The organism is Pseudomonas sp. 37 R 15 (assembly GCF_900004865.1).
Taxonomy (GTDB): Bacteria; Pseudomonadota; Gammaproteobacteria; order Pseudomonadales; family Pseudomonadaceae; genus Aquipseudomonas; species Aquipseudomonas fluorescens_AM.
This window is the reverse complement of sequence record NZ_CVTV01000030.1, coordinates 96,282-118,240: the sequence shown is the minus strand read 5'-3', so window position 1 is coordinate 118,240 and position 21,959 is coordinate 96,282. Positions and strand designations below refer to the sequence as shown.

Genomic DNA, 21,959 nt, shown 5'->3' with positions numbered 1-21,959 from the left:
ACTTCTATAGGGGGCAAAGACATGAGCCACACACACGAACATCATCACGATCACACTGAGCCTCCGGAGGCCATCGAGCTGCGCGTCAAGGCGCTCGAATCCCTGCTGACGGAAAAGGGGTTGGTCGACTCCATGGCCATGGACGCGCTGGTGGACACCTACCAACACAAGGTCGGCCCCCGCAACGGCGCCCAAGTGATAGCGAAGGCCTGGTTCGATCCCGTGTACAAACATCGGCTGCTGGAAGATGGCACCGCAGCCATCGCCGAGTTGGGCTTTTCCGGGGTTCAGGGCGAAGACATGGTGGTAGTGGAGAACAGCCAGGCCGTGCACAACGTGACGGTGTGCACACTGTGCTCCTGCTACCCCTGGCCGACCCTGGGTCTGCCACCAGTCTGGTACAAGTCTGCGCCTTATCGCTCACGAATAGTCATCGACCCGCGCAGCGTGCTGGCCGAGTTCGGTCTGACGATTCCCGATGACAAGGAAGTTCGCGTCTGGGACAGCAGCGCTGAGCTGCGCTATCTGGTACTACCGGAACGTCCGGCGGGCACTGACGGCTGGAGCGAGGAACAACTGATCGAACTCGTGACTCGCGACTCCATGATCGGCACCGGCCTGCCTAAGAAACCGGATGACGTGGTCTGAATCTGAGAAGGAGAAAACCTATGAACGGTATACACGACCTGGGCGGTATGCATGGCTTCGGCCCAGTGCTCACGGAAGAGCACGAACCCATCTTCCATCATGACTGGGAGCGTAGAGTTTTTCCGCTCTTCGCCTCACTCTTCGTCGGCGGGTACTTCAACGTCGACGAATTCCGCCACGCCATCGAACGCATGGAACCAGCCGAATACCTGCAGGCGAGCTACTACGAGCACTGGCTGCACGCCTTTGAGACCCTGCTGACGGGAAAAGGCGTCATTAGCGCCGCCGAACTGCAGGGCACGGCCAAACCGAGCCCACCGACACAGCCTGTCACGGTGTTAACACCGGACATCGTCGAGGCCGTAGTGCTCGGCGGCGCCTCCTCGCGGGCAAAAGAAGATATCCCCGGTCAGTTCCGAGTCGGTGACCGGGTGCGGACGAAGAACCTAAATCCTACCAACCACACCCGACTGCCACGCTACGCGCGCGGTAAGGTTGGCTCAATCGTGATTGCACATGGAGCGTTCGCCACCCCGGACACGATGGCCCACGGGTTGGGCGAGCAGCCGCAGCAGGTCTATGCCGTGCGCTTCAGCGCTGAAGAACTGTGGGGAGTCGCGCGGCCGGACAGTGTGTGCATTGACCTGTGGGACAACTACCTGGAGGCCGTATGAACACGAGCATGCACCACGACTACAAAACCGTCGGTCTCCCTCTCGACGATGAAGGCCCGGTATTCGACAAGCCTTGGCAGGCCCAGGCTTTTTCCCTGCTGGTGCACTTGCACCAAGCCGGCCTGTTCCCCTGGAAGGACTGGGTGCAGGTGTTCAGCGAAGAGATCAAGGCTGCACCGGCGCAACCCGGAGAAAGCGTCAATGACGCCTACTACCGGCAATGGATCACGGCGATGGAAAGAATGGTCACCACACTCGGCCTGGCCGGTATGGAAGACATCGCACAGCGGGTCGAGGAATGGCGGCAGGCTTACCTGAATACCCCCCATGGACAACCGGTGGCACTGGTCAATGCAAGCTGCCCGCCGGCCCACGGGCACACCCACGAGCATCTGCCGTATCGCGAGCCCGTAGCGATCAGTCGAGCCGCCTGCTGAGGTCGAAGCAATTTCTTTGTTGTCTCTATTTTTCCCCTAACAAGTCGCCGAGGCGGCCAAGGAGTCATCGTCATGCATATCGAACCTGGCCTGGTGGAAGCCGGAAAACTCTGGCTGAGCTATGTTACCGCCGCAAGCGTCGGCACCTACACCGTCAAACTCGCCGCGGACGCCATTGGCGAACGAGGTGCCGTCTCGCTGGTAGCTCGCACCACCGCCGCCACGTCGCTGGTGTTTGGCTTCTTTCAGCTACTACCGCACCAACCGGTCGGCGTTTCCGAGGTGCATCTCATACTCGGCTCGACGCTGTTCCTGTTGTTCGGCGCCGCGCCCGCGGCGGCAGGTCTCGCTCTAGGCCTGCTGATCCAGGGTTTGTTCTTCGCTCAATTCGACCTTCCGCAGTACGGCATGAACGTCACCACCCTTTTGGTACCGCTGTTGGCGGTTGCTGCCCTGGCGCGGCGTATAATCGCGCCAGACACGCCCTACGTGGATCTGAACTATCGCCAGGCACTAGGCCTGTCCACTGTTTTCCAGTCAGGCATCGTCGCTTGGGTTGCCTTCTGGGCCTTCTACGGGAAGGGCTTCACGGCAGAGAACGCACTGTCAATCCTTACCTTCGGCAGCGCCTACATGACCGTTGTCATCCTCGAACCGCTGCTGGATCTGGCCGTGCTCGCGGGCGCGAAAGCAGCACGCCGACTGCGTGGCAGCGCGCTGGTCGAACACCGTCTGTACCAGGTCGCCTGAGACGGCACGAGCCGGTCTAGGTTCAGGTGTCCCCGGGGTAAGCGAAGGTCGTAATGCCTCGGGCGACACACCGCAAGAATCGACCGAAACCTCGCAAGCAGAACTGGAGGTAGTTGATGTTCTTCAGAAATGGCATCCGTACCGGCGGTGGTGTGTTTAGCGGACGCTTACTGAGAAATACATAAGAGACCGGTCTTCGACCAAGTCGTGTTGGGGACGACAGTAACCTGTCCGCCCCTCGTAGATTCGTACGTGTAGTACGAGCACATAGAGTTCCTGCTTAGCGTATATGATGCAAAGTGGTACTCCGGGTAAGGATGTGCATTTCTGGAGGTAGGTAGAGGTCGGCGAGGCGTCAATAGAGTAACCATTGAAGCTATTACGAAAAGCCCGGTGAATACAAAAGACCAGTTAAGAACTGTGACAACCAACCATAGACAATGGGATGGTTACGACACGGAGTCTTCATGGAAGAAAATATTCCTAAACAGCTTGGCACTAAGATATTTTACCGCCCTATCGAAGTAGCGGTGCGCTGGTGTGGCCTTGAAGAATTTGAATCTAAAATACTGCGCGAGGCGTCCTCCTCTATTTATCAGCCAGAGAAGCATGTAGTCCCCGCATGCATCCAGGAAAAACTTGATATTCTCTGGGATGCCATCCTTCATGGAGAGCTAATTTACGGATACTACGGCATCACAACTCCCTCTAGAGCCTACATTGAACCCTCTCTGGTTACAATACGACATGTAGATCTAAAGAGCTGGTTTGTAAAATTCTATCCTTTGGAAAAACCAAATTTTTTATTCAGTACGCTAGAAAGAAAAAGTTTCCACAACAACGACATTGATTTAGTAAACACGCTGATCACAGAAAACAATGCCCTAAAGACACTTTACAAAAATGTGAAAGACCATAGTGGAAAGCTAGAACTAGAAGTCCAAGCCCTTCGCAGAGACAACACCAAGCTCACAAACCTAGTCCATCAACATAAAAAACCAAACGCTCGGAATGAACGAGCCTACCTTCAACTGATAGGCACTCTGGTTAACCTGTTTTTAGCAAAAACGCCGAGTGGTAAACCCTACTCACCCTTCACCAGCCAAGCGTCCATCATCAGCGCTCTGATGGCTCACAATCGCAACAAAGCTGGATTTAGCCAGCGTACTCTTGAAGAAAAGTTCGCGGCGGCTAGGCGCAGCATCGATGACTCTGGGTAGATACCGAAACCCGCGAGACCCGCTATCGCATTTTTCGGTGTCCGTTTACCCATCTTGTTCTTGAATGGCAACTCCCCAGCAAGTGCTATGGAGTGCTCCACATGACTGATCAATTGGCTCACTACCTGCCCGCGCGCGCAGACAACATTGAACGCCACATCATGCGACGTGACGAGGTGGAGCGAAAAACCGGCTTCAAGCGGGCTCATATCTACAACTTGATGAAGGAAGGTAAATTCCCTCAAGCCAAAAGAATTGGTTTGCGGGCAGTCGGTTGGGACTCGCTGGAGATCGAACGATGGATCGTTGAACGCTTAGATCAGCAGGCCTGATGCTATGCGTGTGGTATCGGTGGTTTCCACCAAAGGCGGGGTGGGCAAAACCACAGTAGCCGCCAATCTCGGCGGCCTACTGGCTGACGCAGGCCTACGCGTCCTGCTACTGGATCTGGATAGCCAACCCACCCTCTCCAGCTATTACGCCTTGAGCCAGAAGGCTGATGCCGGTGCGTACGAGTTCATCGCACTCAACCTAGCTATGCCTGCCCAGATTATTTCCAGGACAGTGATTGCAGGGCTCGATCTGATCGTCTCCAACGACGATCAAGGTCGACTGAGTACCTTGCTGCTGCACGCCCCTGACGGGCGATTACGCCTACGCAATCTGCTCGACAACTTCCGCGCCCGTTACGACCTGCTTTTGATCGACACCCAAGGTGCGCGTAGCGTGCTGCTGGAGATGGCCATCCTGGCCTCCGACCTCGTCCTCTCTCCCATAACCCCGGAAATGCTCGCCGCCCGCGAGCTGCAGCGCGGCACCTTGAAGCTACTCAGCGAACTCGAACCTTTCCGCCACCTGGGCATTCCACCCCCACCCTTACGACTGCTACTGAACCAGGTGAATGCCATTCGAGTGGACACCCGGATGATCATCCGTGGCCTGCGCGAGACCTTTGCTGGGGCTAACAACGTATCGGTTCTAGACACCGTAGTTTCAGACCGAGTGGCTTATCTCAATGCGGCCTCTCTTGGCCTGCCGGTCCACAGAGTCGAGACACGCCAGTCACGGGAGCGACGCTCGCCATCTGCGCTGGAAACCATGCAAGCGCTGGCCATTGAGTTGCTTCCGGAATGGCACAAAGCGATCTCTTCGGTAAGCCGATGCGCGGAGGTTCAATGAGACAAATCACCAAGCCGGCACTTCTCACCCCGGCATTGTGTTTGATCGATCTTGAGGCCAACCGTTTGGCTAGGAGTTTTCTGATGTTGGATCAACTTCCCATCATCGTTCCACCGTCCACTCAACCACACCACCCACCCTGTGAGGAGTACTGCACCGTGGTCTTTCGCCTGCAGGGTGGGCGCTCGGCCGTGGGCTGGTTCCTCGCAGAACTTTCCCAACATTTCGAAGGTTCGGGCACTGCCGAGATCGTCAAGTTCGAGGTCGGTGACCATTTGCGCAACCGGCGTTAACTGAGGCAGTTCAAATGAAGAAGCTCAGTCAGGAGGAGATCACCGACAAGCTGCAACGGGACCATTTCCCTCGAGGGCCGGAACTGGAGCGGCTGTCCGATCCACTTGCTGACACGCCTATGTTGGTCACGCTGGAGCAGTTGCGGCCCTACGAACACAACCCGCGTTTCATCCGTAATCCGCTGTACGACGATATCAAGGCCTCAATCCGTGAACGCGGGCTGGATCAACCGCCACCGATTACCCGCCGCCCGGGTGAAACCTATTTCATCATCCGCAACGGCGGCAATACGCGCTTGGCAATTCTCGGCGAGCTGTGGCAGGAAACCCGCGATGAGCGTTTCTTTCGCATTCATTGCCTGTTCCGGCCCTGGACCAATGAACTCACCGCCCTACTCGGCCATCTGGCCGAAAGCGATCTGCACGGCCAACTCACGTTCATCGAACGGGCTCTGGCGGTGGCCAAACTCAAAACCATGCTCGAAGCAGAGGGAGCGGTGCTCTCGCAACGTGAGTTGGCACGACATCTTGCCGCTGGAGGCTATCCGATTTCGCAGTCGCACATCAGCCGAATGCTGGACACCCTCGAACACTTATTGCCCGCCATTCCACAAACCCTGTATGCCGGTTTGGGCAAACCTCAAATAGAGCGCCTGATCGGTCTACGTAGCCAGGCTGAACGAACCTGGAACCGATATCCAACCGCCCCCGTTGCGTTCGCCGATTTTTGGCTCGAGACCCTGGGTTACTTTGATGCCGAACCCGAGTCATTCGATCTTGAGCCGCTTCAGGATGAACTGCTCGAACGCATGAGCCACTTGCTCAGACAGTCCTACCGTATGTTGGCCTTGGAACTGAGCGACACCCAGCAGGTCATCTCGACGCCCGGCGTTGTCGTCACCACGCCTTCGGAGAACAACCATCTGCCGAGCGTTGATGTCGCCGCGGCAGGAGCTCCCTCCTCCGAGTCCCATCCCAAATCAACTGAAACTAGGCCCCAGACCGAACCAACGCGAGAGGAACCGCTCACACCGCCCCAAACGAATGCCGTATCAGCAGTCAGTCCTCCGTCTCGCGTTCAACTGATTCGCGAACAGATCGATCGCGAGACTGCCACTGAAGCATTACCGACCTTCGAAGCCGGCACGATCGACGACATCTGGACCATCGCACCAGCACTGGATAGCCCCGAACAACTGCGATCCGCCATTGCCACACTGGCGCGGGAAATGGCGGCCTATGCCGGACATCCCGAGAGCATCATCGACCAGCAGCATGGCTTGGGCTTCGCCCTGAACATCGAGCGAGTTGATCTTGCAGTGCCTCGCGCGGCCGGCGTTCACCTACTGCTCCTGGCCCTGCTGCGCGCTCAAGACGAGGTCAACTGGGAAGATCGTAAGCAACTGCCGTCAGCGCTGTTCGGCCAGTTGTTGTTGGGGATCTATCAACTTCCGCTGACAGATCGTCCCGCCGTGGATGTGGGACTGGAGCGATTGCCCGACAGTCTGCTCATCAAACTGTATCGGTTGATCCGCCTGGCCCGTCGCCTGATCGACGTAACGCTTACCCCTGAAGATGAGTCACCGAAGGAGCTGCCATGAACCTGTCCTTCAACGTGCTCAACCAGGCCATGCTGACCCAGGTGCTACACGAGTTGCGCCAGGGCAACCTGCAGCGCTGCAAAGCACTCGGACTGGGTGAGGACGACATCTTCCTGCTGCAATCCCTACCGCCCACCACACTGTCACGCCTGGCCCATGCCACCGTACCCTGGGTAGAGGTCAAGATCGACTCGCCGGTGCTGCACCGGTTGATCGAACAAGCCGAGCGCGACGAGCAGAACGAGCGCTTGATCAATCGAGCGCTCAAGCTCGGCGCCAGCAGCACCATCATGTATCAGCGCTTCGGCCTGGCGCATTCCGAAACCGCCCTGCGTCGGCGTCTGCTCAAAATAGAAACCCGTAAGGGCCGTCCTCAACATTTGAGCGAAGCCCAGGAACATGCGCTCTGGCAGCGATGGTGCCAGCTACGCACTCAGGACGGTTCCGAGGATCAGCTCGACGCCATGATGATGCTGGCCGAAGAGCAACAGATCAGCTTGACCATCGTGTGGCTGCAGATCGACCAGTACAGCAACGGCGCATGAACACTGCCCCGTCCAGTCGCTGGCAGCGTGTCCTGCAGCAATGCACCCAGCAACTAAGTGACCGCTGGCCCGCACGCCCCACCACTGAACAGCCCTCCAACCAGGCTCTACAGGCGGGCTTTTTGTTCAGCGGCCAATCACACGAAGTCGTACCACGTCGGCTGCTATTGGATAATCGGCTGACGCCATTGGAACGGAATGCCTGGCAGGTGTTTCGGCTCATGCTGCACGGTCAGGGCGTGGTCACACCGCGCTATGAGGATTTGCAGCCTTACCTATCAAGCGTGCCCTACGGTGCGTCAGCCTCCCGTGAAACCATTTCTCGGGTGTTGACGATGCTCAGGTTGACGCGCTGGCTCAGTTTGGTGAGTCGTGGACGCGATCAGCTCAGCGGACGTATCCAAGGTTCGCTGTACGTTCTGCACGATGAGCCGTTAACTCCCGCCGAAGCCATGGAACTGGATCAGGATTACCTGGCGCTGGTCGGACATGCCCTCGGTCATGCCGCCAAGGCGGTACGTATTGTCGCCCAGCACGTTGTGGAGGAAGTCCGCCAAGACACGAATATTGATCGGGATCGACTGCCGACGCGGCTCGACAGTTGGGGTGAACTTTGGGCGCAGCAAGGATTGGATCCGGCAACCGATGCCGCTCTGCACGATTCCGAACCGGGAGAAAATGCCCTCGTTCGGAATCGTGCAGGCCCTCGTTCGGATTCCGAACCGAGTCTGAACGCCAGTGTTTCCGGCACCGTTCGGAATCCGAACGCCGCCTGTACTGTATTAAAAGAAAGTATTTGTACAGTACCGCGCGCGACCCCAGCGGTGGATAACCTGCACTGGCCCACTGCGCTGCACCTGAGCCCAAGCGAGCGTCAGGCCATCGCTGTGGCGCTGAACAAGCTCAAACCCGCGGTTCGTCAGGCGGTGCTCAACGAAGCGGGGGCACGCTGTGCGGCCGGTGGGATCCGCAAGCCAGCGGCGTATCTGATGGGCCTGATCCAGCGCGCACTGAACGGCGACTTTCGTCCTTGGGCATGTCAGGCCGAACCGTCACCCATTGCAGAACCGCCCCCACCCGCCCCCTCGCGGCCATCTCGACAACAGGGCGAACCCGCTTCTGCCGTTGCCCAAGCGTGCCTGAGTGAGCTGCGCCAACTGAGCGGCAAACGCGGTGGACGTCAGTAGATTTGATGCCAGTGGCATCAAATCCATGGAGTTCTACTCTACGAACACATTGGACCAAACTATGAAACATTTAGGGAAAAGCCGGGACATCTTCTCCCACTGATGTCTCCATAGTTAACCCTCTTAAACCAAACCGAACAGACCGCATTCAGCTTTTTGGCTGTCCTTGACCCTCATCTGTCGCAACGTTCCTGTCCAAGCGAATGCGAGGACAACACCGTGGCCGATCACTATCAACTCAATCTGGGTTCATTGCGCAGCAGCATCACCCTGACCCTGCACACCCACCACGCCGCCCGTATCTGGCAAGGTCGGGCCGCCCGCGAAGGCGTCCACTCGATCATGGGCATGGCCGGCTACATCAGTGTCACCAACCTAATCAAGCAAACCGCGGCCCAGGACGATCCCTATGCCGACTGGGCCATCGTGCAACTCGAAGAAAAACTGATGCAGGCCAAGGCTGGGATGCGGGAACTGACCCAACAGCTGGACCGAATCAGGCAGGACCTGCCGACACAGATCGACATGGGCGACAACCTCAACATCCACCCCGTCACCTTGCCGTTGTACATCGGCAGCCAGCTGGGCTTTCTCGCTGTCTACCTACTGACCGACTACGACACCCTGGTACGCCAGACTCTATTAGCCCATCACACCGCCCTGATCGGCCGCATCGACATGGAAGCCTGGATCGACGACGGCGCCCATCTGCTGCGCAGTCTGTTCGCCCAGGCCCAGCGCTATCGGCATGCCGGCGTCACACGCGATGACATGGCGGCGAACAGCGCCCGTGCAATAGCGGCCATCGAGAAGATGGGTTTACCCCCCATGGACATCCTTGAGGGTCATCGCCGCTCCCAGTTCGCGCCGCCAATCATTCGTCGTGGTGCTGTGCCAGTGGATGACGCTGACGCGTTGGCAGAGGACGTGGAAGCGTCGTCCGCAACAGTGAATGAGCTAGAGGGCGAAGCATGAATCCCATGAACCCGGCTCACCCATTGCCCTTCGACGCGTTGACACCGGATGCCTATCGACAGCTCGAACACGCAGCCTCCCTAAAAGGCCTTTTAAAACCTTTTAAGGGTAAGGGGGAATTGGAGCACCTGGCGCAGGTGGCGAGGGAAATCGAGGCGCAGTTATGTCACCTGATGGAGGCTGTGGTGCAGCAAGCCGGACAGCCCCCTTACTCGCTGCTGGATATTCGATTGGTGCTCCAGAACACCGGTGCTGGCAGCACCTTTTTGCGTTGGCGCAGCCGTGACTTTGCCCGCATGGGGGTTGCGGTGTGGGAACGCCAGATCTGCAACAACGCCGTGCCGCAGGCCGTACGCGAGAGATTGCACCGTTTCGAATGCGAGCGCATTGCACTGAACCTGCAGATGAGCGTGGTGCATTCACTCTACCGCCAGGCCACGACATGCGCGATCAAAATGGCCAGTGCCGAACGGCTGCTGCGCCAGTTCACACCCCCAGTGGAGGTATCACGATGAGTACTTTTTTCGTCGGTGAAGGCAATATCGGCAGTGCGCCAGAGTTCCAGGAATTTCCATCAGGCAATGACGAGCCACGGCGTTTGCTGCGGCTGAATGTGTACTTCGACAACCCCGTACCACGCGAAGGCAGCTATGAAGATCGAGGTGGCTATTGGGCACCAGTTGAGCTCTGGCACCGTGAGGCTGAACACTGGAGCACGCTGTACCAGAAAGGCATGCGCGTGCTGGTCGAAGGTCGTACGGTGCGCGATGAGTGGGAGGACAGCGAAGACAACGCGCGGGTGACCTTCAAGATCGAGGCCCGTCGAGTCGGTGTCCTGCCCCACCGGGTGCATAGTGTGATCATGCGGGAACGATCCAGTGAGCAGTCAGCAGCCGCGAAACACGTCGGGCAAAATACCGAGCAAACCATTTCAACTGTGTCGAAGCCCAGCAAGCGCAAAGCGCCGCCACCTAAGGCCTAATAGCTTAGGTATAAAAATTGCGCCTTTGCGCGAAGTTGCCGACCAGTGATTACTCGCTGTTCGTGAAGACTCATCCTGTTGCCCACGCTACAACAAGGTAGCAGCCTCGGCCCATTCAAAGCTGCACTCACCGACTAATATGAGGAACCTGTCATTCAGGTTTCTCATATCTCGCCCCTGCTGTTTTCACCAACGCTGCTCCGAACTCAATCCGGAGCAGTTCCATGCGTCTCTTCCTCTGCGAGAAACCGTCCCAGGGTCGTGACATCGCCAAGGTGCTCGGAGCCAACCGGCGCGGTGATGGTTGCCTGATCGGCACCGACTCAACCGTCACCTGGTGTATCGGCCACCTGCTGGAGACGGCCCCACCCGAAGCTTATGGCATTCAGTACAAGAATTGGTCGTTGGATCATCTACCGATCATTCCCGCGCAGTGGCAGGTTGAGGTCAAACCCAAGACTGCCGCACAGTTCAAGGTCATCAAACGCCTGCTCAGTGACGCTACCACCGTCGTCATCGCAACCGACGCCGACCGCGAAGGTGAAATGATTGCCCGGGAGTTATTGGAGCTCTGCAAGTATCAAGGTCCTGTTGAGCGCCTCTGGTTATCCGCACTCAACGAGACCTCGATTCGTAAAGCATTGTCCTCGCTGAAGTCTGGTCAGGAGACCTTCCCGCTCTATCATTCAGCCCTAGCCCGCAGCCGTGCCGACTGGCTGATCGGCATGAACCTCAGCCGTTTGTTTACCCTCCTGGGTCGTCGGGCAGGCTACGACGGCGTTTTTTCGGTGGGGCGCGTCCAGACACCCACCTTACGTCTGGTGGTCGATCGAGATCGGGCGATTGCCGGCTTCGTCCCGGTGCCTTACTGGACCGTTGACGTGCGCCTATCGTCGTTGGGCCAGCGATTCATCGCGTCGTGGTTACCGCCACGCTCAGGACGGGACGAAGCGGGGCGTTGCCTGCAACAGGCGCTTGCCCATCACGCGGTCCAAACCATCACCGACGAGAAGTCCGCCACGGTACTCTCGTTGCAGACTGAGCATTTTCGAGAACCTCCGCCCCTGCCCTTCGACCTAAGCACGTTGCAGGAAGTCTGCTCGCGCAAGTTGGGGCTCGGCGTCCAGGAAACCCTGAACATCGCCCAAGCCCTTTATGAAACCCACAAAGCCACCACCTACCCGCGCAGCGATTGCCGCTATTTGCCAGAGAGTATGTTCAACGAGGCACCCGCAGTACTCGATGCCCTGCTCAAAACGGATCCTGCACTCAGACCTGCATTCGGAAGCCTCGATCGATCATTGCGCTCTCGCGTATGGAACGATGCCAAGGTCACCGCCCACCACGGCATCATTCCCACCACCGAGCCGGCAAACCTTGTGCGGATGTCCGAACAGGAACGCCATGTCTACGAACTGATCCGTAGCCACTACCTTGCGCAGTTTCTTCCGCATCATGAGTTTGATGGAACCCAGGTCGAACTGGAATGTGGCGAAGAGCGTTTGACCGCTGTCGGCAAACAGATCCTGGTTCAGGGATGGAAAGGCTTACTCTGCGAAAACACCGAGGAAGATGAGCCCAGTCACCAGTCCCAAGTCTTACCGGTCTTGCAACAGGGCACGCAGTGCGCAGTGGACGATGTCGAACTCAAGTCGATGCGCACTGCCGCTCCCAAACCTCTCACCAAGGCGATCTGATCAAGGCCATGAAAAATGTGTCCAAGCTGGTCAACGACCCACGCCTGAAACAGAAACTTCGGGACACCACCGGTATCGGTACCGAAGCCACGCGAGCCGGCATCATCAAGGGGTTGATTGATCGCGGTTATTTGCTGAAGAAAAAACGCGCCTTGATGGCCTCCGCCGCGGCCCATACCTTGATTGAGGCGGTACCCGCCGCAGTCGCAGATCCGGGTATGAGCGCAATCTGGGAACAGGCGCTGGACGAAATCGAAGCGGGACGCCTGACCCTGGATGCGTTCGTTGCCAAGCAGGCGAACTGGATTGCGCAGTTGGTCGCACACTGGCGCTCGCTCACTTTGGTCATAGCGGTCGAAACGAGTCCAGGCTGCCCCATGTGCAACGCGTCAATGCTCAGGCGAAAGGGAAAATCAGGGCCGTTCTGGTCATGCTCTCGCTACCCAGATTGCAAGGGCACGGTGTCGATCAGTAAAGCTACGCGTCGCTCATGATGTTCCAAGGGACGATCATCATGGGAACGATGCGTTCTCTGCCTTGACCTCGTCCCACCCTCTCTGCTGTAGTGCCTCAGGATCATCGCCAACGGCGACCCAAGACCGATTTGCTCCGGGTAGCTCGGTCGGACTCCTAGAGTTCGGAGCCTTCTCTTCTGCGGAATTTAATTCCCGTTTTGTGCTCGACCTGATCACGGTAGCGGATGACCACTGTTGCCTCTGCCCGGCAACAGCGGTCATCCACTTCGGCGATCGTATTCAGTCCCGGAGCCCGCCGGGGAAACACGGGGCACCCTTTGTGCGCGGATGCGTGCCAGCAGGTTCCGACCCAGGCCACGACAAGGGTCGGTTGGCGAATCATGGCGCAGTTCAACCAGGTGTTGCGAGGCGCTTGTCGACTGCGTAAGACCGTCAAAGGTGGCTTTTCTCTTCCTCGCCTGGCACCCCGCCAGGCCCCCTCTTCATTTTTTTAATTTTCTTAATTCCAGTGACTTCCACCGTATTCCGGCCTAAAAAAATCGGGTTGCAGCGTCTTGACGCTCCCCTGTGACAGGCTTATACAAAGGGCGTGGTTCGCTGTCGTCGACAGCCCAGCCCAGGTAGCCAAAACCTTCAAGGCTACGCCACGTTCGTGGTGGTTTACCCAAGTGCGATCAGCGTTCGGAAGCTCGCGCGGTTACCGCTTCAGCGGTGATGAATGCCGACTACTCCATGCCTGCGGATCACCACCGCAGACGCTCCTCTGCTGCACCGCTATTCCCCCAAGGCGCATCGTTCTGATCGTCATCGGCTTGCCGGTGGCGAGTCGTTCATTGCTCGCCTTTACCTTACCCACCCTGACGGGGGCTCACTTCCCCGTCAGGGATTGTGCGTCGCCGTTTTCCCTTGAAACAGGAGAACTACCATGGCCCACGCCAACCACTCCCAAGAAGCGACCACTTACTTCAACCTGCACACCGTCGGTATCGGCTACCTCAACCGTGTTCGTGAAGTACAAGTCCGCCGCGGCCAACCCTTCATGGCCTGCGATATCGCCGCCCTGCACGGTGCTACCGATGCGGTGGAGTACACGCGCTTCGACTGCAAGGTCGCTGGAGGCGAAGCTGAGCGTTTGATTCGTCTCTATATGGACGCCGTCAAAGCCGAGAAAAAGGTCTTGCTGTCGTTCCGTATCGGCGACCTGTGGATCGATCCGTTTCTCTACGAGAAAGGCGCTAAGCAGGGTCAACCGGGCGCCAGTTTGAAAGGTCGTTTGTTGTTCATCGACTGGATCAAGGTCAACGGCACGTTCGAGTACAAAGCGCCCGCCAGGCAGGAAGCAACAGCACCTGCTGAGCAAGCGCCAAACAGTGAGTCCTCCCCAACGTCGGCTGATGCCGAAGCTGAAGATACCGACAACCCAACAGAGTCCAGGATTGAACCTGAATCTCCACCCACTCCCCGCACGGCCCGCCGTGTCGCCACGCGTACTGTTCAGTCTGCCTGAACAATCCACGATGTTTTACATCAAGGCGCTCAATCGAGCGCCTTTTCTTCAATCAGCACAGGAGAGTCAACATGGAATCCTTCTGGCTTTGCGACGACTGCCTGTTCGCTGCGGCTTACGAGGACTACAGCACGTTATCGCTCTACTACACGACGGATGAAATCGAGAAACGCATCGCCTGCATCCATCGTGGACTGGTTCGGTTAATGCCCATCAGTGCCGACTTCGATCCCGAAACCGGTCGGGGAATAAAAGCCTTCTCCCCATTGCCCTGCGACGGTTGTGGTTCACCTCTGCACGGTCAACGCCACCGATTCACTCGGCTGTAAACAGCGCGTCATCGGCTAACACCCACGATTCTTTATCCACCTCGGGGATACCACTCCCCTCGGGCGTGTACCCCTGATTATTCCCTTCGGAGGTACCACCATGAGCACCCAACTCACACTGATTGAGACCTCGGATTTCGAGGCTGATCGTATCGTCCACGAAAACCAGCTGATCAACGAAGCGCTGCATATTCTGGATCGTCGGCTGTTCGCCCGCGGCCCTATCCTGACGTCGCCTGACACTGTGGCCTCATACTTAAAACTGAATGTTGCACCTCAAGAGCATGAGGTTTTCGGTGTGATTTTTCTCGATGCTCGCCATCGCATTCTGGCATTCGAGATCCTCTTTCACGGAAGCATCAATGGCGCCAGCGTTCATCCCCGCCAAGTCGTTAAGCGCGCCCTCGCGCATAACGCAGCGGCCGTCATTTTCGTTCACAACCACCCTTCAGGGTGTACAGAACCCAGCCAAGCGGACCGCGTCTTGACCGCACGGTTGAAGGAGGCCCTGGCCTTGATAGAGGTTCACGTACTGGATCACTTCATCGTGGGTGAAGGCCGCCCGCTCTCCCTTGCCGAATACGGCTGGCTTTAACTCTTACAGGCGCCTACGGGCGCCTTATTTATTGCCATTCTGGAGCACACTTATGAACCCTACACACCAAGCCCAAGGCTTGCTGACGGCCTCAAACCCATTTGCTCGCGGCTACGACAAGCTGTATATCGAACGGCGAGTATTGATTGTCTACGAGGACGGCTATCCTCCCTGCTTTCGGCCTATACACGAATCTCAGGTACATCTAGCCGACGATATGCTGCAACTGGTCTACTGCGTGTTCAGTGATGATTTCGCTTTGATCAGTGAAGGCCAATTCATTCTGAATGAATTGGCTGGTTGCTGCCCGTCCAACGGGTTGGTGCACCAGGTAATCTATGCCGTAGTGGGCGACGTGTTCGACGAGCAGTTACACGTCGGCGACTTTGATTCGTTGGACGAAGCCAAGTCCGTGGTCCATCGCTTGAGTTTCGAGACTGGGCACTACAGCCGAGCCTGGGAAATCAGCACTGCACACCTCACTGAAGAAGCATTGGGCTATCTGAAGGTACGGGCTGGTAATTTTGACCCCAGACCAACCGGCCTGCTGTTCGAACCCTTTGCCTTAGCGGGCTGCAATGGCATCGGTTGCAAACTGATCGGCACACCCTGGACTGACGATAACCTGGCGAAAATCGAGGGCCTCCCTTACTCATCGCTGAGGCAAGAGCAACTCGATGCCGGTACCCCGGCAGCCTTGGTCAACTTACTGTATCTGGCGGCATTAGCGGATGTGCGATTGTTGATCTTCGACCCCGACGCTCCCGTCTTGAATGGGCTCGCCATTTTTGATGAATAGCAACGTGTTCGGCGTTAACACGACCTTCCTTGAATCGACTTCCTCGCTGAATCACTCTTTCGCCTCATGTCAGGCTCTGCACTGAATCTGACATGAGGTTTCTTCCATGGAGCGTTTTTTCACGCCTGTCTGCCTGCTGGGTTTGTTGAGTGCCTGCACCACGTCAACCCCTAACCCAATGCCGTCCTATCCAGAGATCGATGGCGGCTCCAATCGGGCCCAGCACTTGAAGGGCATATCCGAAGCAAGCCATCCGGCAGAGCTTCGCTATGGCCGCTACACGCTTGTCAGTACCGAGCCAACCACGGAACAACGCGATCTTCTTGCTCAAATCATTGACGTGAGCATCCCGTCCAGCCTGAACCCTTCAGTGCAGGATGCATTGCATTACGTATTGCAGCGTACGGGCTATTCGCTCTGCCCCGTGACCTCATCGGTGAAGGTGCTGTTCACCCGGCCACTGCCCGCGGCTCATTACCGGCTTGGTCCAATTCCTTTGCACCGCGCGTTACAAGTGCTGGCTGGCCCCGCTTGGCAACTCACCACCGATGAAGTCGGCCGTTCGGTGTGCTTCGTACAGCTGAAAACGGATGCTGGCAACGTGTTGATCACACCCGTTTTGCCCCATCGATCGGAGGCGCGGCCATGAAAGCCACGACGTGCCAAACCCTAATTGTCGGGTTAGTTTGCCTCGCGGTCGCCGGGCTGAGCGGTGGTTTGTACAACCAATATCAACGCATGACAGAACTGCAGAGCACGAACACGCAATACCGACAAGCACTGGGCACCCTGCAACGTGATTCAGACGCCCTCAAGGATGCACAGGAAAAGCTACAGTACGCGCTGAAAGACCTGAAGCAGATGGTCGATACTGGTGAGCAACAGGTCAATATCCTCGATCCGATGTTGGATCAGTGGGCGCAAGAGATACAGGAACTGCGCGATGGTCTCGCAGCCCGCGCCACCCAGGCAGACCTGACAGCGCTGAGCGCGCGCCTTGAACAGGTCGAGCAGCAGCTTCTGGAGCACAAGACCCAGCAATCACCCCCATCGCCGACGCCTTCTGCGACGAAACCGAAAAAGACCGCTCGCCCCAAACCCACCCCGCTCTCGCCACCGTTTTCAGTATTGAGTATCGAGTCCCGCGGTGGTGAGCGCTTTCTGGCGGTCGCACCTCATGACAGTCGCTCGCTCACGGATGTCCGGCTGCTACATAGCGGTGAGCAGCAAGGGGCCTGGCGCCTGAAAAGATTGGAGCCGAACTCAGCCATCTTTGCGGTGGCCGCTCAGCCAGATCAGACTGTGCACCTCCCTTGAGTAGTGATCATGAACAGAGCGCTACTGCCCACCGTTGTCTGTCTAGCTTCGCTACTGACCATGGGCGCTGCGGTGGGCAACCCCGTCGCGACACAGTCACAGATCCAGGACACGCAGTCCGCTCCCCTGGGGCGCTCTGACTCACAACAGGCGGCGAGCTGGGGTCTGACGGAGCAGGAGTGGACGCGCTTCGAACAGATCCAAGCCGGCCCGCGCGGTTTCTGGAGCCCGAACCTTGATCCGCTGACCGCACTTGGAGTCGAGGCCCAGACCGACCAGGAGCGCCAGCGCTATGCCGAATTACAGGTAGCGCTGGAAGCCAAACGCGCCGAACGCGAGTTGGCCTACCAAAACACTTACACCGCGGCCTGGGCCAAGCTGTTTCCCGGGCTGCTGCCGATCCAGGGCATGGCACCCCCGTCCCCTACCAGCTCAGCGGTCGCTCCGCGCCAAGCCCTGTTTGTGGAGGACCACTGCCCGGCGTGCACCGCCGAAGCGCAGCGTCTGCAAAGCAGTGACACGGCATTCGATATCTACCTGGTGGGCAGCCAAGGCGAGGATGAACGCGTCCGACGCTGGGCTCGGGAGGCGGACATCGATCCGGCCCAGGTTCAACGCCGACAGATCACCCTGAACCATGACCGTGGTCGCTGGTTCAGCCTGGGTGCTCCGGGGCCATTGCCTGCCACATTTCAACAGGTGAACGGACAATGGCAACGCCTAGACTGAGTGGTCTTGCGCTCCTGCTGACGATGCTCGCCGCCCAGGCGGACGAACTTCCGCCTCCGGCCTATCAACTGGCGGCGCATAACGCCGGCATCCCTTCGACGGTGCTGTTCGCGATTGCCCAGCAGGAGAGTGGACTCCGCGTCCGTGATCGACTGCTTCCCTGGCCGTGGACCTTGAACATCGCAGGTAGTCCTTACCGCTTTGCCACTCGCGAGGCTGCCTGTCGCGCCTTGCTTCAGGCGCTCGCCAGACATGACCCCAAGCGGGTCGATGCCGGACTCGGGCAAACCAACTTGGGTTACCACGGACAACGTTTCTCCAATCCTTGCGAAGCCCTCGACCCTTACCGAAATCTCGCCGTGACCGCCGCGCTGTTGCAGGAGCATCACGCTGCCACCGGTGATTGGGTGTTGGCTGCCGGACGTTATCACCGCCCGGCGGGAGGAACGCCAGCCGCGCGTTACCGCGCCGGCTTTTCCAAACAACTCGAACGACTGCAGGTTTCCTTCAAACAGGGCACACCACCATGAAGCGAATATCCTTTATCTGCTATGTCATCCTGCTCTTAGCTCCTTTCGCCCAGCCGGAGCTGACCGTGGCCGGGGATCAGCCTAGTGACTTCACCCCACCCAATTTTCCAGCCATGGGCGTGCCGATAAATAACGAAGTTGGGGCTGATCGGCCCGGGTTTGCCGACCTTTCCAAGTTTGCCGATGAGGCTTGGATACTGCCCGTCCGCAGCTCTCACTTGAGTCCCGGCAAGATCGCATCTCGCGCCCTGAACATGCCTGGCCTGCAACCCTTCTTTCTGGTGGGCGACGATCCCCAGTCGCTAACCTGGCTGCGTCAACGCGCATCTGAACTGCAGGAACTGGGTGCGGCAGGCCTTGCCGTCGAAGTGGTCGACACCCAAGCTTTGGCCCGGATTCGAGCAGCCGCTCCGGGCATCACCATCTTACCGGTGAACGGCAACGACATCGCCGCCCGCCTGCAGATTGAGCACTACCCCGTGTTAATCACTGCCACCTCATTGGAACAGTGAGTCAGGTCATGACCGAGCATGCGATGGAGTCCAAGCTCCGGCCAGCGGTGGAGCTGTACACCGTAGCGATCTGCATCGCCGCCGCGGTGTTATGCGTATACTCGCCCTGGGCTGTGGCCCTTTCACCCGAAATTGGGCTGATTGCGGCGCTGGCCTATGCCCTGTTCGGCTTGATTCGGCTTCGACAAGCTTGGGAGGTGCTGCGCTATCGGCGCAATATCCGTCGGCTGCCACGTTACGAGCTGACCAGTCGGCAGATTCCGATCAGCCGCAAGCGTCTGTTCATGGGCCGCGGCTTTCGCTGGACCCGCGTGCACACCCAGCGCCTGGTTGAAGCTCAAGATCCAGCGCTCGCCCACTATGTAGACCAACCGACGAGCTACCGTCTGGCGCGCGGACTCGAACGGCGCCTGGAGCATGCACCGTTTCCTCTCTCTGCATTGGCCCGTGTCACCGCCTGGGACAGTGCCTTCAATCCGTTGCGCCCTTTGCCCCCGGTAGGTGGCTCGCCGCTGTTGCATGGGGTCGAGCCCAATGAAACGGAGGTCAGTCTGCCACTGGGCGAACGGGTCGGACACACCCTGGTGCTTGGCACTACTCGTGTAGGCAAGACGCGACTTGCCGAGGTGTACATCACTCAGGACATTCACCGCGTTGAACATGAGGTGGTCATCGTCTTCGATCCGAAGGGCGATGCCGACTTGCTCAAGCGCATGTACGTGGAAGCCAAACGCGCCGGGAGGGAAAAGGAATTCTATGTTTTCCATCTAGGCTGGCCAGAAATCTCCGCGCGCTACAACGCAGTGGGGCGTTTCGGGCGTATCTCGGAAGTGGCGTCACGCATAGCTGGGCAACTCAGTGGTGAAGGCAACTCAGCGGCCTTCCGTGAGTTCGCGTGGCGCTTCGTCAACATCATTGCCCGGGCTTTGATCGAGTTGGGTCGGCGTCCGGACTACCTGCAGATCCAGCGACATGTGGTCAATATCGATGCGTTGTTCATCGAATACGCCCAGCAGTTTTTCGCCAAGACCGACCCAAAGGCCTGGGAGGTGATTGTCCAACTTGAAGGCAAGCTCACCGAAAAAAACATTCCCCGGCACATGGTGGGACGCGAAAAGCGCGTGGTGGCCATCGAGCAGTACCTGGCGGCCAAACGGGTATTTGATCCAGTAATGGACGGACTTCGTTCGGCAGTGCGCTACGACCGTACATACTTCGACAAGATCGTTGCCTCGCTACTGCCGCTGCTGGAGAAACTCACCACCGGCAAGACCGCCCAGTTACTGGCCCCCAACTACACCGACCTGGATGACCCGCGGCCGATCTTCGACTGGATGCAGATCATCCGAAAACGTGGCATCGTCTATGTCGGCTTGGATGCACTGACCGACGCCGAGGTGGCCGCCGCTGTGGGCAACTCCATGTTCGCCGACTTGGTCTCGGTCGCCGGACACATCTACAAACACGGCATCGACCATGGCCTGCCCCAATCGGGCAACAACAGCAGCGCCAAACTGCTCATCAACCTACACGCTGACGAGTTCAACGAGTTGATGGGCGATGAGTTCATCCCGCTGATCAATAAGGGTGGCGGTGCCGGCATCCAGGTGACGGCCTACACCCAGACCCTCAGCGATATCGAAGCGCGCATAGGTAACCGTGCCAAGGCTGGCCAAGTCATTGGTAATTTCAACACCCTGCAGATGCTCCGCGTGCGCGAAACCGCCACCGCTGAACTGCTCACCCAGCAGTTGCCCAAGGTAAACGTGCTGACCATGACCCTCGTGTCGGGCGCCACCGACACCTCCGATCCTGAGGCCAATACGGACTTCACCTCGTCCTCACAGGACCGTGTCAGCAGCACCAGCGTGCCGCTGATCGAGCCTGCGCACATCGTCAGTTTGCCCAAGGGACAAATGTTCTCCTTCCAGGCCGGTGGGCAACTCTGGAAAGTCCGCATGCCATTGCCAAAACCCTCCAACGACGATGCCATGCCCAAGGACCTACAGGAGCTCACTCAGCGAATGCGGGCCACCTACAACGAGCAGGCAGGACAGTGGTGGAGCGCAAGCGGTGGCGGCCCAACTACCAACTTCGATCTGGATCAGGTGGGGTAGCCCTACCCCGCCACAGGTTTCGATTCAGCAGAAAACGATCCAGGAGACGTATTGCGCACATCAACTCTGCAGCGCGCAATGGGGTGAACTATGGCGACTTCCACCCAGAACACGCCGCCACAACCGATCCAGCGTCCGGGATTGATCATCTCGGCGATCAGTCTGGTCCTGCGCGTCATCGGATTGCTGATCGCCTCGTTGCTGTTCTCGATCCTCATCGAGTTCGCCGGCCTGCTACTGTTCTGGGGCGATCAGGGTTGGCGACACAGCCAGGCTATGCTGACCAGCGAATTGGGCTGGCTCAGCGAGCACTTCAAATCTTCACTTATCCTCCAACAACCCGGACCGACGATTGTTCAGGAGCTGGAGCGCCTCAAACAGTGGCTGCTGGTCAAGACTGGCTTTGCGGATTTTGCCCGACAGGCGCGGATGTCGAGCCAGGGCAACGGCTTCTGGAGCTGGATCAACCAGCTCTACGTGAGCATCGAGGACTTCGTGCTGGCTGCAGTGTATGTGACCTTTACCTTCGTAGTGCGCCTGACCATTTTGGCCTTAGCGACTCCCCTGTTTCTGGTGACTATGTTCACCGGGTTTATTGACGGCCTGATACGCCGCGACCTACGCAAATTTGGCGCGGGCCGAGAAAGCAGTTTTGTTTATCACCGCGCCAAGCGTACGGTAATGCCACTGCTGTTCGCGCCCTGGATCATTTACTTATCCCTGCCTTTTCCGCTCAATCCCATGGCTCTTTTTTTGCCTAGCGCGATCATGCTGGGGTTAGCCATGACAGTCACCGCAGCAACCTTCAAAAAGCACCTCTGAAAGATCAGATTTATCCTCCAAGGTTATGGAAAGCAGCA

The 21,959-nt window shown here is 58.0% G+C and carries 25 protein-coding genes and 1 pseudogene; all 26 read left to right on the top strand.

Annotated elements, in window-relative coordinates:
- Positions 1-21 precede the first annotated feature (21 nt).
- The 26 genes and pseudogenes from nthA (at position 22) to BFQ04_RS10405 (ending at position 21,921) form a co-directional block, all read left to right on the top strand.
- Entirely contained in the window at positions 22-648 is a 627-nt protein-coding gene (nthA, locus tag BFQ04_RS10530) for a nitrile hydratase subunit alpha (protein ID WP_065950764.1), read from the top strand.
- Positions 649-668: 20 nt separating this feature from the next.
- On the top strand, positions 669-1,322 hold the full coding sequence (gene nthB / locus BFQ04_RS10525) for a nitrile hydratase subunit beta (protein WP_065950763.1): 654 nt from the start codon (positions 669-671) through the stop codon (positions 1,320-1,322).
- Complete coding sequence (locus BFQ04_RS10520; protein WP_065950762.1) at positions 1,319-1,759, top strand: nitrile hydratase accessory protein; 441 nt, start codon at positions 1,319-1,321, stop codon at positions 1,757-1,759. The genes nthB and BFQ04_RS10520 overlap by 4 nt, the downstream gene beginning before the upstream one ends.
- Before the next feature lie 72 nt (positions 1,760-1,831).
- On the top strand, positions 1,832-2,509 hold the full coding sequence (locus BFQ04_RS10515; RefSeq protein WP_003410918.1) for an energy-coupling factor ABC transporter permease: 678 nt from the start codon (positions 1,832-1,834) through the stop codon (positions 2,507-2,509).
- A gap of 467 nt (positions 2,510-2,976) precedes the next feature.
- Positions 2,977-3,729: a hypothetical protein gene (locus tag BFQ04_RS10510; RefSeq protein ID WP_065950761.1), complete on the top strand. Its 753-nt coding sequence runs from the start codon at positions 2,977-2,979 to the stop codon at positions 3,727-3,729.
- Between the two features lie 101 nt (positions 3,730-3,830).
- Positions 3,831-4,061: an AlpA family transcriptional regulator gene (locus tag BFQ04_RS10505; protein WP_065950760.1), complete on the top strand. Its 231-nt coding sequence runs from the start codon at positions 3,831-3,833 to the stop codon at positions 4,059-4,061.
- 4 nt (positions 4,062-4,065) lie between these two features.
- Positions 4,066-4,908, top strand: a complete 843-nt coding sequence (locus BFQ04_RS10500) for a ParA family protein (RefSeq protein ID WP_065950759.1) — start codon at positions 4,066-4,068, stop codon at positions 4,906-4,908.
- Positions 4,909-4,991: 83 nt separating this feature from the next.
- Positions 4,992-5,201, top strand: a complete 210-nt coding sequence (locus BFQ04_RS10495) for a hypothetical protein (protein ID WP_065950758.1) — start codon at positions 4,992-4,994, stop codon at positions 5,199-5,201.
- Between the two features lie 14 nt (positions 5,202-5,215).
- Positions 5,216-6,802: a ParB family protein gene (locus tag BFQ04_RS10490; protein WP_065950757.1), complete on the top strand. Its 1,587-nt coding sequence runs from the start codon at positions 5,216-5,218 to the stop codon at positions 6,800-6,802.
- Positions 6,799-7,347, top strand: coding sequence for a DUF2857 domain-containing protein (locus BFQ04_RS10485; RefSeq protein WP_065950756.1), 549 nt, complete (start codon positions 6,799-6,801; stop codon positions 7,345-7,347). The genes BFQ04_RS10490 and BFQ04_RS10485 overlap by 4 nt, the downstream gene beginning before the upstream one ends.
- Positions 7,344-8,534: an STY4528 family pathogenicity island replication protein gene (locus BFQ04_RS10480; RefSeq protein ID WP_065950755.1), complete on the top strand. Its 1,191-nt coding sequence runs from the start codon at positions 7,344-7,346 to the stop codon at positions 8,532-8,534. The genes BFQ04_RS10485 and BFQ04_RS10480 overlap by 4 nt, the downstream gene beginning before the upstream one ends.
- A gap of 219 nt (positions 8,535-8,753) precedes the next feature.
- A complete protein-coding gene (locus BFQ04_RS10475; RefSeq protein ID WP_065950754.1) occupies positions 8,754-9,509 on the top strand; it encodes a PFL_4669 family integrating conjugative element protein in 756 nt (251 codons plus the stop codon).
- Positions 9,506-10,024 carry a DUF3158 family protein gene (locus tag BFQ04_RS10470; RefSeq protein WP_065950753.1) on the top strand — a complete coding sequence of 173 codons (519 nt, stop codon included), beginning with the start codon at positions 9,506-9,508 and terminating at the stop codon, positions 10,022-10,024. The genes BFQ04_RS10475 and BFQ04_RS10470 overlap by 4 nt, the downstream gene beginning before the upstream one ends.
- The gene (locus BFQ04_RS10465) at positions 10,021-10,491 is read left to right on the top strand and encodes a single-stranded DNA-binding protein (RefSeq protein WP_065950752.1); all 471 of its coding nucleotides are present in this window, start codon (positions 10,021-10,023) and stop codon (positions 10,489-10,491) included. Before BFQ04_RS10470 ends, BFQ04_RS10465 begins: the two co-directional genes overlap by 4 nt.
- A gap of 224 nt (positions 10,492-10,715) precedes the next feature.
- Positions 10,716-12,682, top strand: a pseudogene (locus BFQ04_RS10460) (DNA topoisomerase III).
- Positions 12,683-13,589: 907 nt separating this feature from the next.
- Positions 13,590-14,171 carry an STY4534 family ICE replication protein gene (locus tag BFQ04_RS10455; protein ID WP_065950751.1) on the top strand — a complete coding sequence of 194 codons (582 nt, stop codon included), beginning with the start codon at positions 13,590-13,592 and terminating at the stop codon, positions 14,169-14,171.
- A gap of 71 nt (positions 14,172-14,242) precedes the next feature.
- The gene (locus BFQ04_RS10450) at positions 14,243-14,500 is read left to right on the top strand and encodes a hypothetical protein (RefSeq protein WP_065950750.1); all 258 of its coding nucleotides are present in this window, start codon (positions 14,243-14,245) and stop codon (positions 14,498-14,500) included.
- 100 nt (positions 14,501-14,600) lie between these two features.
- On the top strand, positions 14,601-15,095 hold the full coding sequence (gene radC, locus BFQ04_RS10445) for a RadC family protein (RefSeq protein WP_065950749.1): 495 nt from the start codon (positions 14,601-14,603) through the stop codon (positions 15,093-15,095).
- A gap of 52 nt (positions 15,096-15,147) precedes the next feature.
- Complete coding sequence (locus tag BFQ04_RS10440; RefSeq protein ID WP_065950748.1) at positions 15,148-15,894, top strand: DUF5983 family protein; 747 nt, start codon at positions 15,148-15,150, stop codon at positions 15,892-15,894.
- Between the two features lie 106 nt (positions 15,895-16,000).
- The gene (locus tag BFQ04_RS10435) at positions 16,001-16,543 is read left to right on the top strand and encodes a PFGI-1 class ICE element type IV pilus protein PilL2 (protein WP_065950747.1); all 543 of its coding nucleotides are present in this window, start codon (positions 16,001-16,003) and stop codon (positions 16,541-16,543) included.
- Positions 16,540-17,211, top strand: coding sequence for a chemotaxis protein (locus BFQ04_RS10430; protein WP_065950746.1), 672 nt, complete (start codon positions 16,540-16,542; stop codon positions 17,209-17,211). Before BFQ04_RS10435 ends, BFQ04_RS10430 begins: the two co-directional genes overlap by 4 nt.
- Positions 17,212-17,220: 9 nt before the next feature.
- Positions 17,221-17,940, top strand: a complete 720-nt coding sequence (locus BFQ04_RS10425) for a TIGR03759 family integrating conjugative element protein (RefSeq protein WP_065950745.1) — start codon at positions 17,221-17,223, stop codon at positions 17,938-17,940.
- The gene (locus tag BFQ04_RS10420) at positions 17,922-18,470 is read left to right on the top strand and encodes a lytic transglycosylase (RefSeq protein WP_065950744.1); all 549 of its coding nucleotides are present in this window, start codon (positions 17,922-17,924) and stop codon (positions 18,468-18,470) included. The genes BFQ04_RS10425 and BFQ04_RS10420 overlap by 19 nt, the downstream gene beginning before the upstream one ends.
- Positions 18,467-18,982, top strand: a complete 516-nt coding sequence (locus BFQ04_RS10415) for an integrating conjugative element protein (RefSeq protein WP_065950743.1) — start codon at positions 18,467-18,469, stop codon at positions 18,980-18,982. The genes BFQ04_RS10420 and BFQ04_RS10415 overlap by 4 nt, the downstream gene beginning before the upstream one ends.
- A gap of 8 nt (positions 18,983-18,990) precedes the next feature.
- Positions 18,991-21,099: a type IV conjugative transfer system coupling protein TraD gene (traD, locus tag BFQ04_RS10410; RefSeq protein ID WP_065950742.1), complete on the top strand. Its 2,109-nt coding sequence runs from the start codon at positions 18,991-18,993 to the stop codon at positions 21,097-21,099.
- 90 nt (positions 21,100-21,189) lie between these two features.
- A complete protein-coding gene (locus BFQ04_RS10405; RefSeq protein ID WP_065950741.1) occupies positions 21,190-21,921 on the top strand; it encodes a TIGR03747 family integrating conjugative element membrane protein in 732 nt (243 codons plus the stop codon).
- Positions 21,922-21,959: the final 38 nt, after the last annotated feature.

What these genes read in the sequence shown, in the direction of transcription:
- nthA (WP_065950764.1), top strand. Translation starts at nt 22, where the DNA reads ATGAGCCACACACACGAACATCATCACGATCACACTGAGCCTCCGGAG.
- nthB (WP_065950763.1), top strand. Translation starts at nt 669, where the DNA reads ATGAACGGTATACACGACCTGGGCGGTATGCATGGCTTCGGCCCAGTG.
- BFQ04_RS10520 (WP_065950762.1), top strand. Translation starts at nt 1,319, where the DNA reads ATGAACACGAGCATGCACCACGACTACAAAACCGTCGGTCTCCCTCTC.
- BFQ04_RS10515 (WP_003410918.1), top strand. Translation starts at nt 1,832, where the DNA reads ATGCATATCGAACCTGGCCTGGTGGAAGCCGGAAAACTCTGGCTGAGC.
- BFQ04_RS10510 (WP_065950761.1), top strand. Translation starts at nt 2,977, where the DNA reads ATGGAAGAAAATATTCCTAAACAGCTTGGCACTAAGATATTTTACCGC.
- BFQ04_RS10505 (WP_065950760.1), top strand. Translation starts at nt 3,831, where the DNA reads ATGACTGATCAATTGGCTCACTACCTGCCCGCGCGCGCAGACAACATT.
- BFQ04_RS10500 (WP_065950759.1), top strand. Translation starts at nt 4,066, where the DNA reads ATGCGTGTGGTATCGGTGGTTTCCACCAAAGGCGGGGTGGGCAAAACC.
- BFQ04_RS10495 (WP_065950758.1), top strand. Translation starts at nt 4,992, where the DNA reads ATGTTGGATCAACTTCCCATCATCGTTCCACCGTCCACTCAACCACAC.
- BFQ04_RS10490 (WP_065950757.1), top strand. Translation starts at nt 5,216, where the DNA reads ATGAAGAAGCTCAGTCAGGAGGAGATCACCGACAAGCTGCAACGGGAC.
- BFQ04_RS10485 (WP_065950756.1), top strand. Translation starts at nt 6,799, where the DNA reads ATGAACCTGTCCTTCAACGTGCTCAACCAGGCCATGCTGACCCAGGTG.
- BFQ04_RS10480 (WP_065950755.1), top strand. Translation starts at nt 7,344, where the DNA reads ATGAACACTGCCCCGTCCAGTCGCTGGCAGCGTGTCCTGCAGCAATGC.
- BFQ04_RS10470 (WP_065950753.1), top strand. Translation starts at nt 9,506, where the DNA reads ATGAATCCCATGAACCCGGCTCACCCATTGCCCTTCGACGCGTTGACA.
- BFQ04_RS10465 (WP_065950752.1), top strand. Translation starts at nt 10,021, where the DNA reads ATGAGTACTTTTTTCGTCGGTGAAGGCAATATCGGCAGTGCGCCAGAG.
- BFQ04_RS10455 (WP_065950751.1), top strand. Translation starts at nt 13,590, where the DNA reads ATGGCCCACGCCAACCACTCCCAAGAAGCGACCACTTACTTCAACCTG.
- BFQ04_RS10450 (WP_065950750.1), top strand. Translation starts at nt 14,243, where the DNA reads ATGGAATCCTTCTGGCTTTGCGACGACTGCCTGTTCGCTGCGGCTTAC.
- radC (WP_065950749.1), top strand. Translation starts at nt 14,601, where the DNA reads ATGAGCACCCAACTCACACTGATTGAGACCTCGGATTTCGAGGCTGAT.
- BFQ04_RS10440 (WP_065950748.1), top strand. Translation starts at nt 15,148, where the DNA reads ATGAACCCTACACACCAAGCCCAAGGCTTGCTGACGGCCTCAAACCCA.
- BFQ04_RS10435 (WP_065950747.1), top strand. Translation starts at nt 16,001, where the DNA reads ATGGAGCGTTTTTTCACGCCTGTCTGCCTGCTGGGTTTGTTGAGTGCC.
- BFQ04_RS10430 (WP_065950746.1), top strand. Translation starts at nt 16,540, where the DNA reads ATGAAAGCCACGACGTGCCAAACCCTAATTGTCGGGTTAGTTTGCCTC.
- BFQ04_RS10425 (WP_065950745.1), top strand. Translation starts at nt 17,221, where the DNA reads ATGAACAGAGCGCTACTGCCCACCGTTGTCTGTCTAGCTTCGCTACTG.
- BFQ04_RS10420 (WP_065950744.1), top strand. Translation starts at nt 17,922, where the DNA reads ATGGCAACGCCTAGACTGAGTGGTCTTGCGCTCCTGCTGACGATGCTC.
- BFQ04_RS10415 (WP_065950743.1), top strand. Translation starts at nt 18,467, where the DNA reads ATGAAGCGAATATCCTTTATCTGCTATGTCATCCTGCTCTTAGCTCCT.
- traD (WP_065950742.1), top strand. Translation starts at nt 18,991, where the DNA reads ATGACCGAGCATGCGATGGAGTCCAAGCTCCGGCCAGCGGTGGAGCTG.
- BFQ04_RS10405 (WP_065950741.1), top strand. Translation starts at nt 21,190, where the DNA reads ATGGCGACTTCCACCCAGAACACGCCGCCACAACCGATCCAGCGTCCG.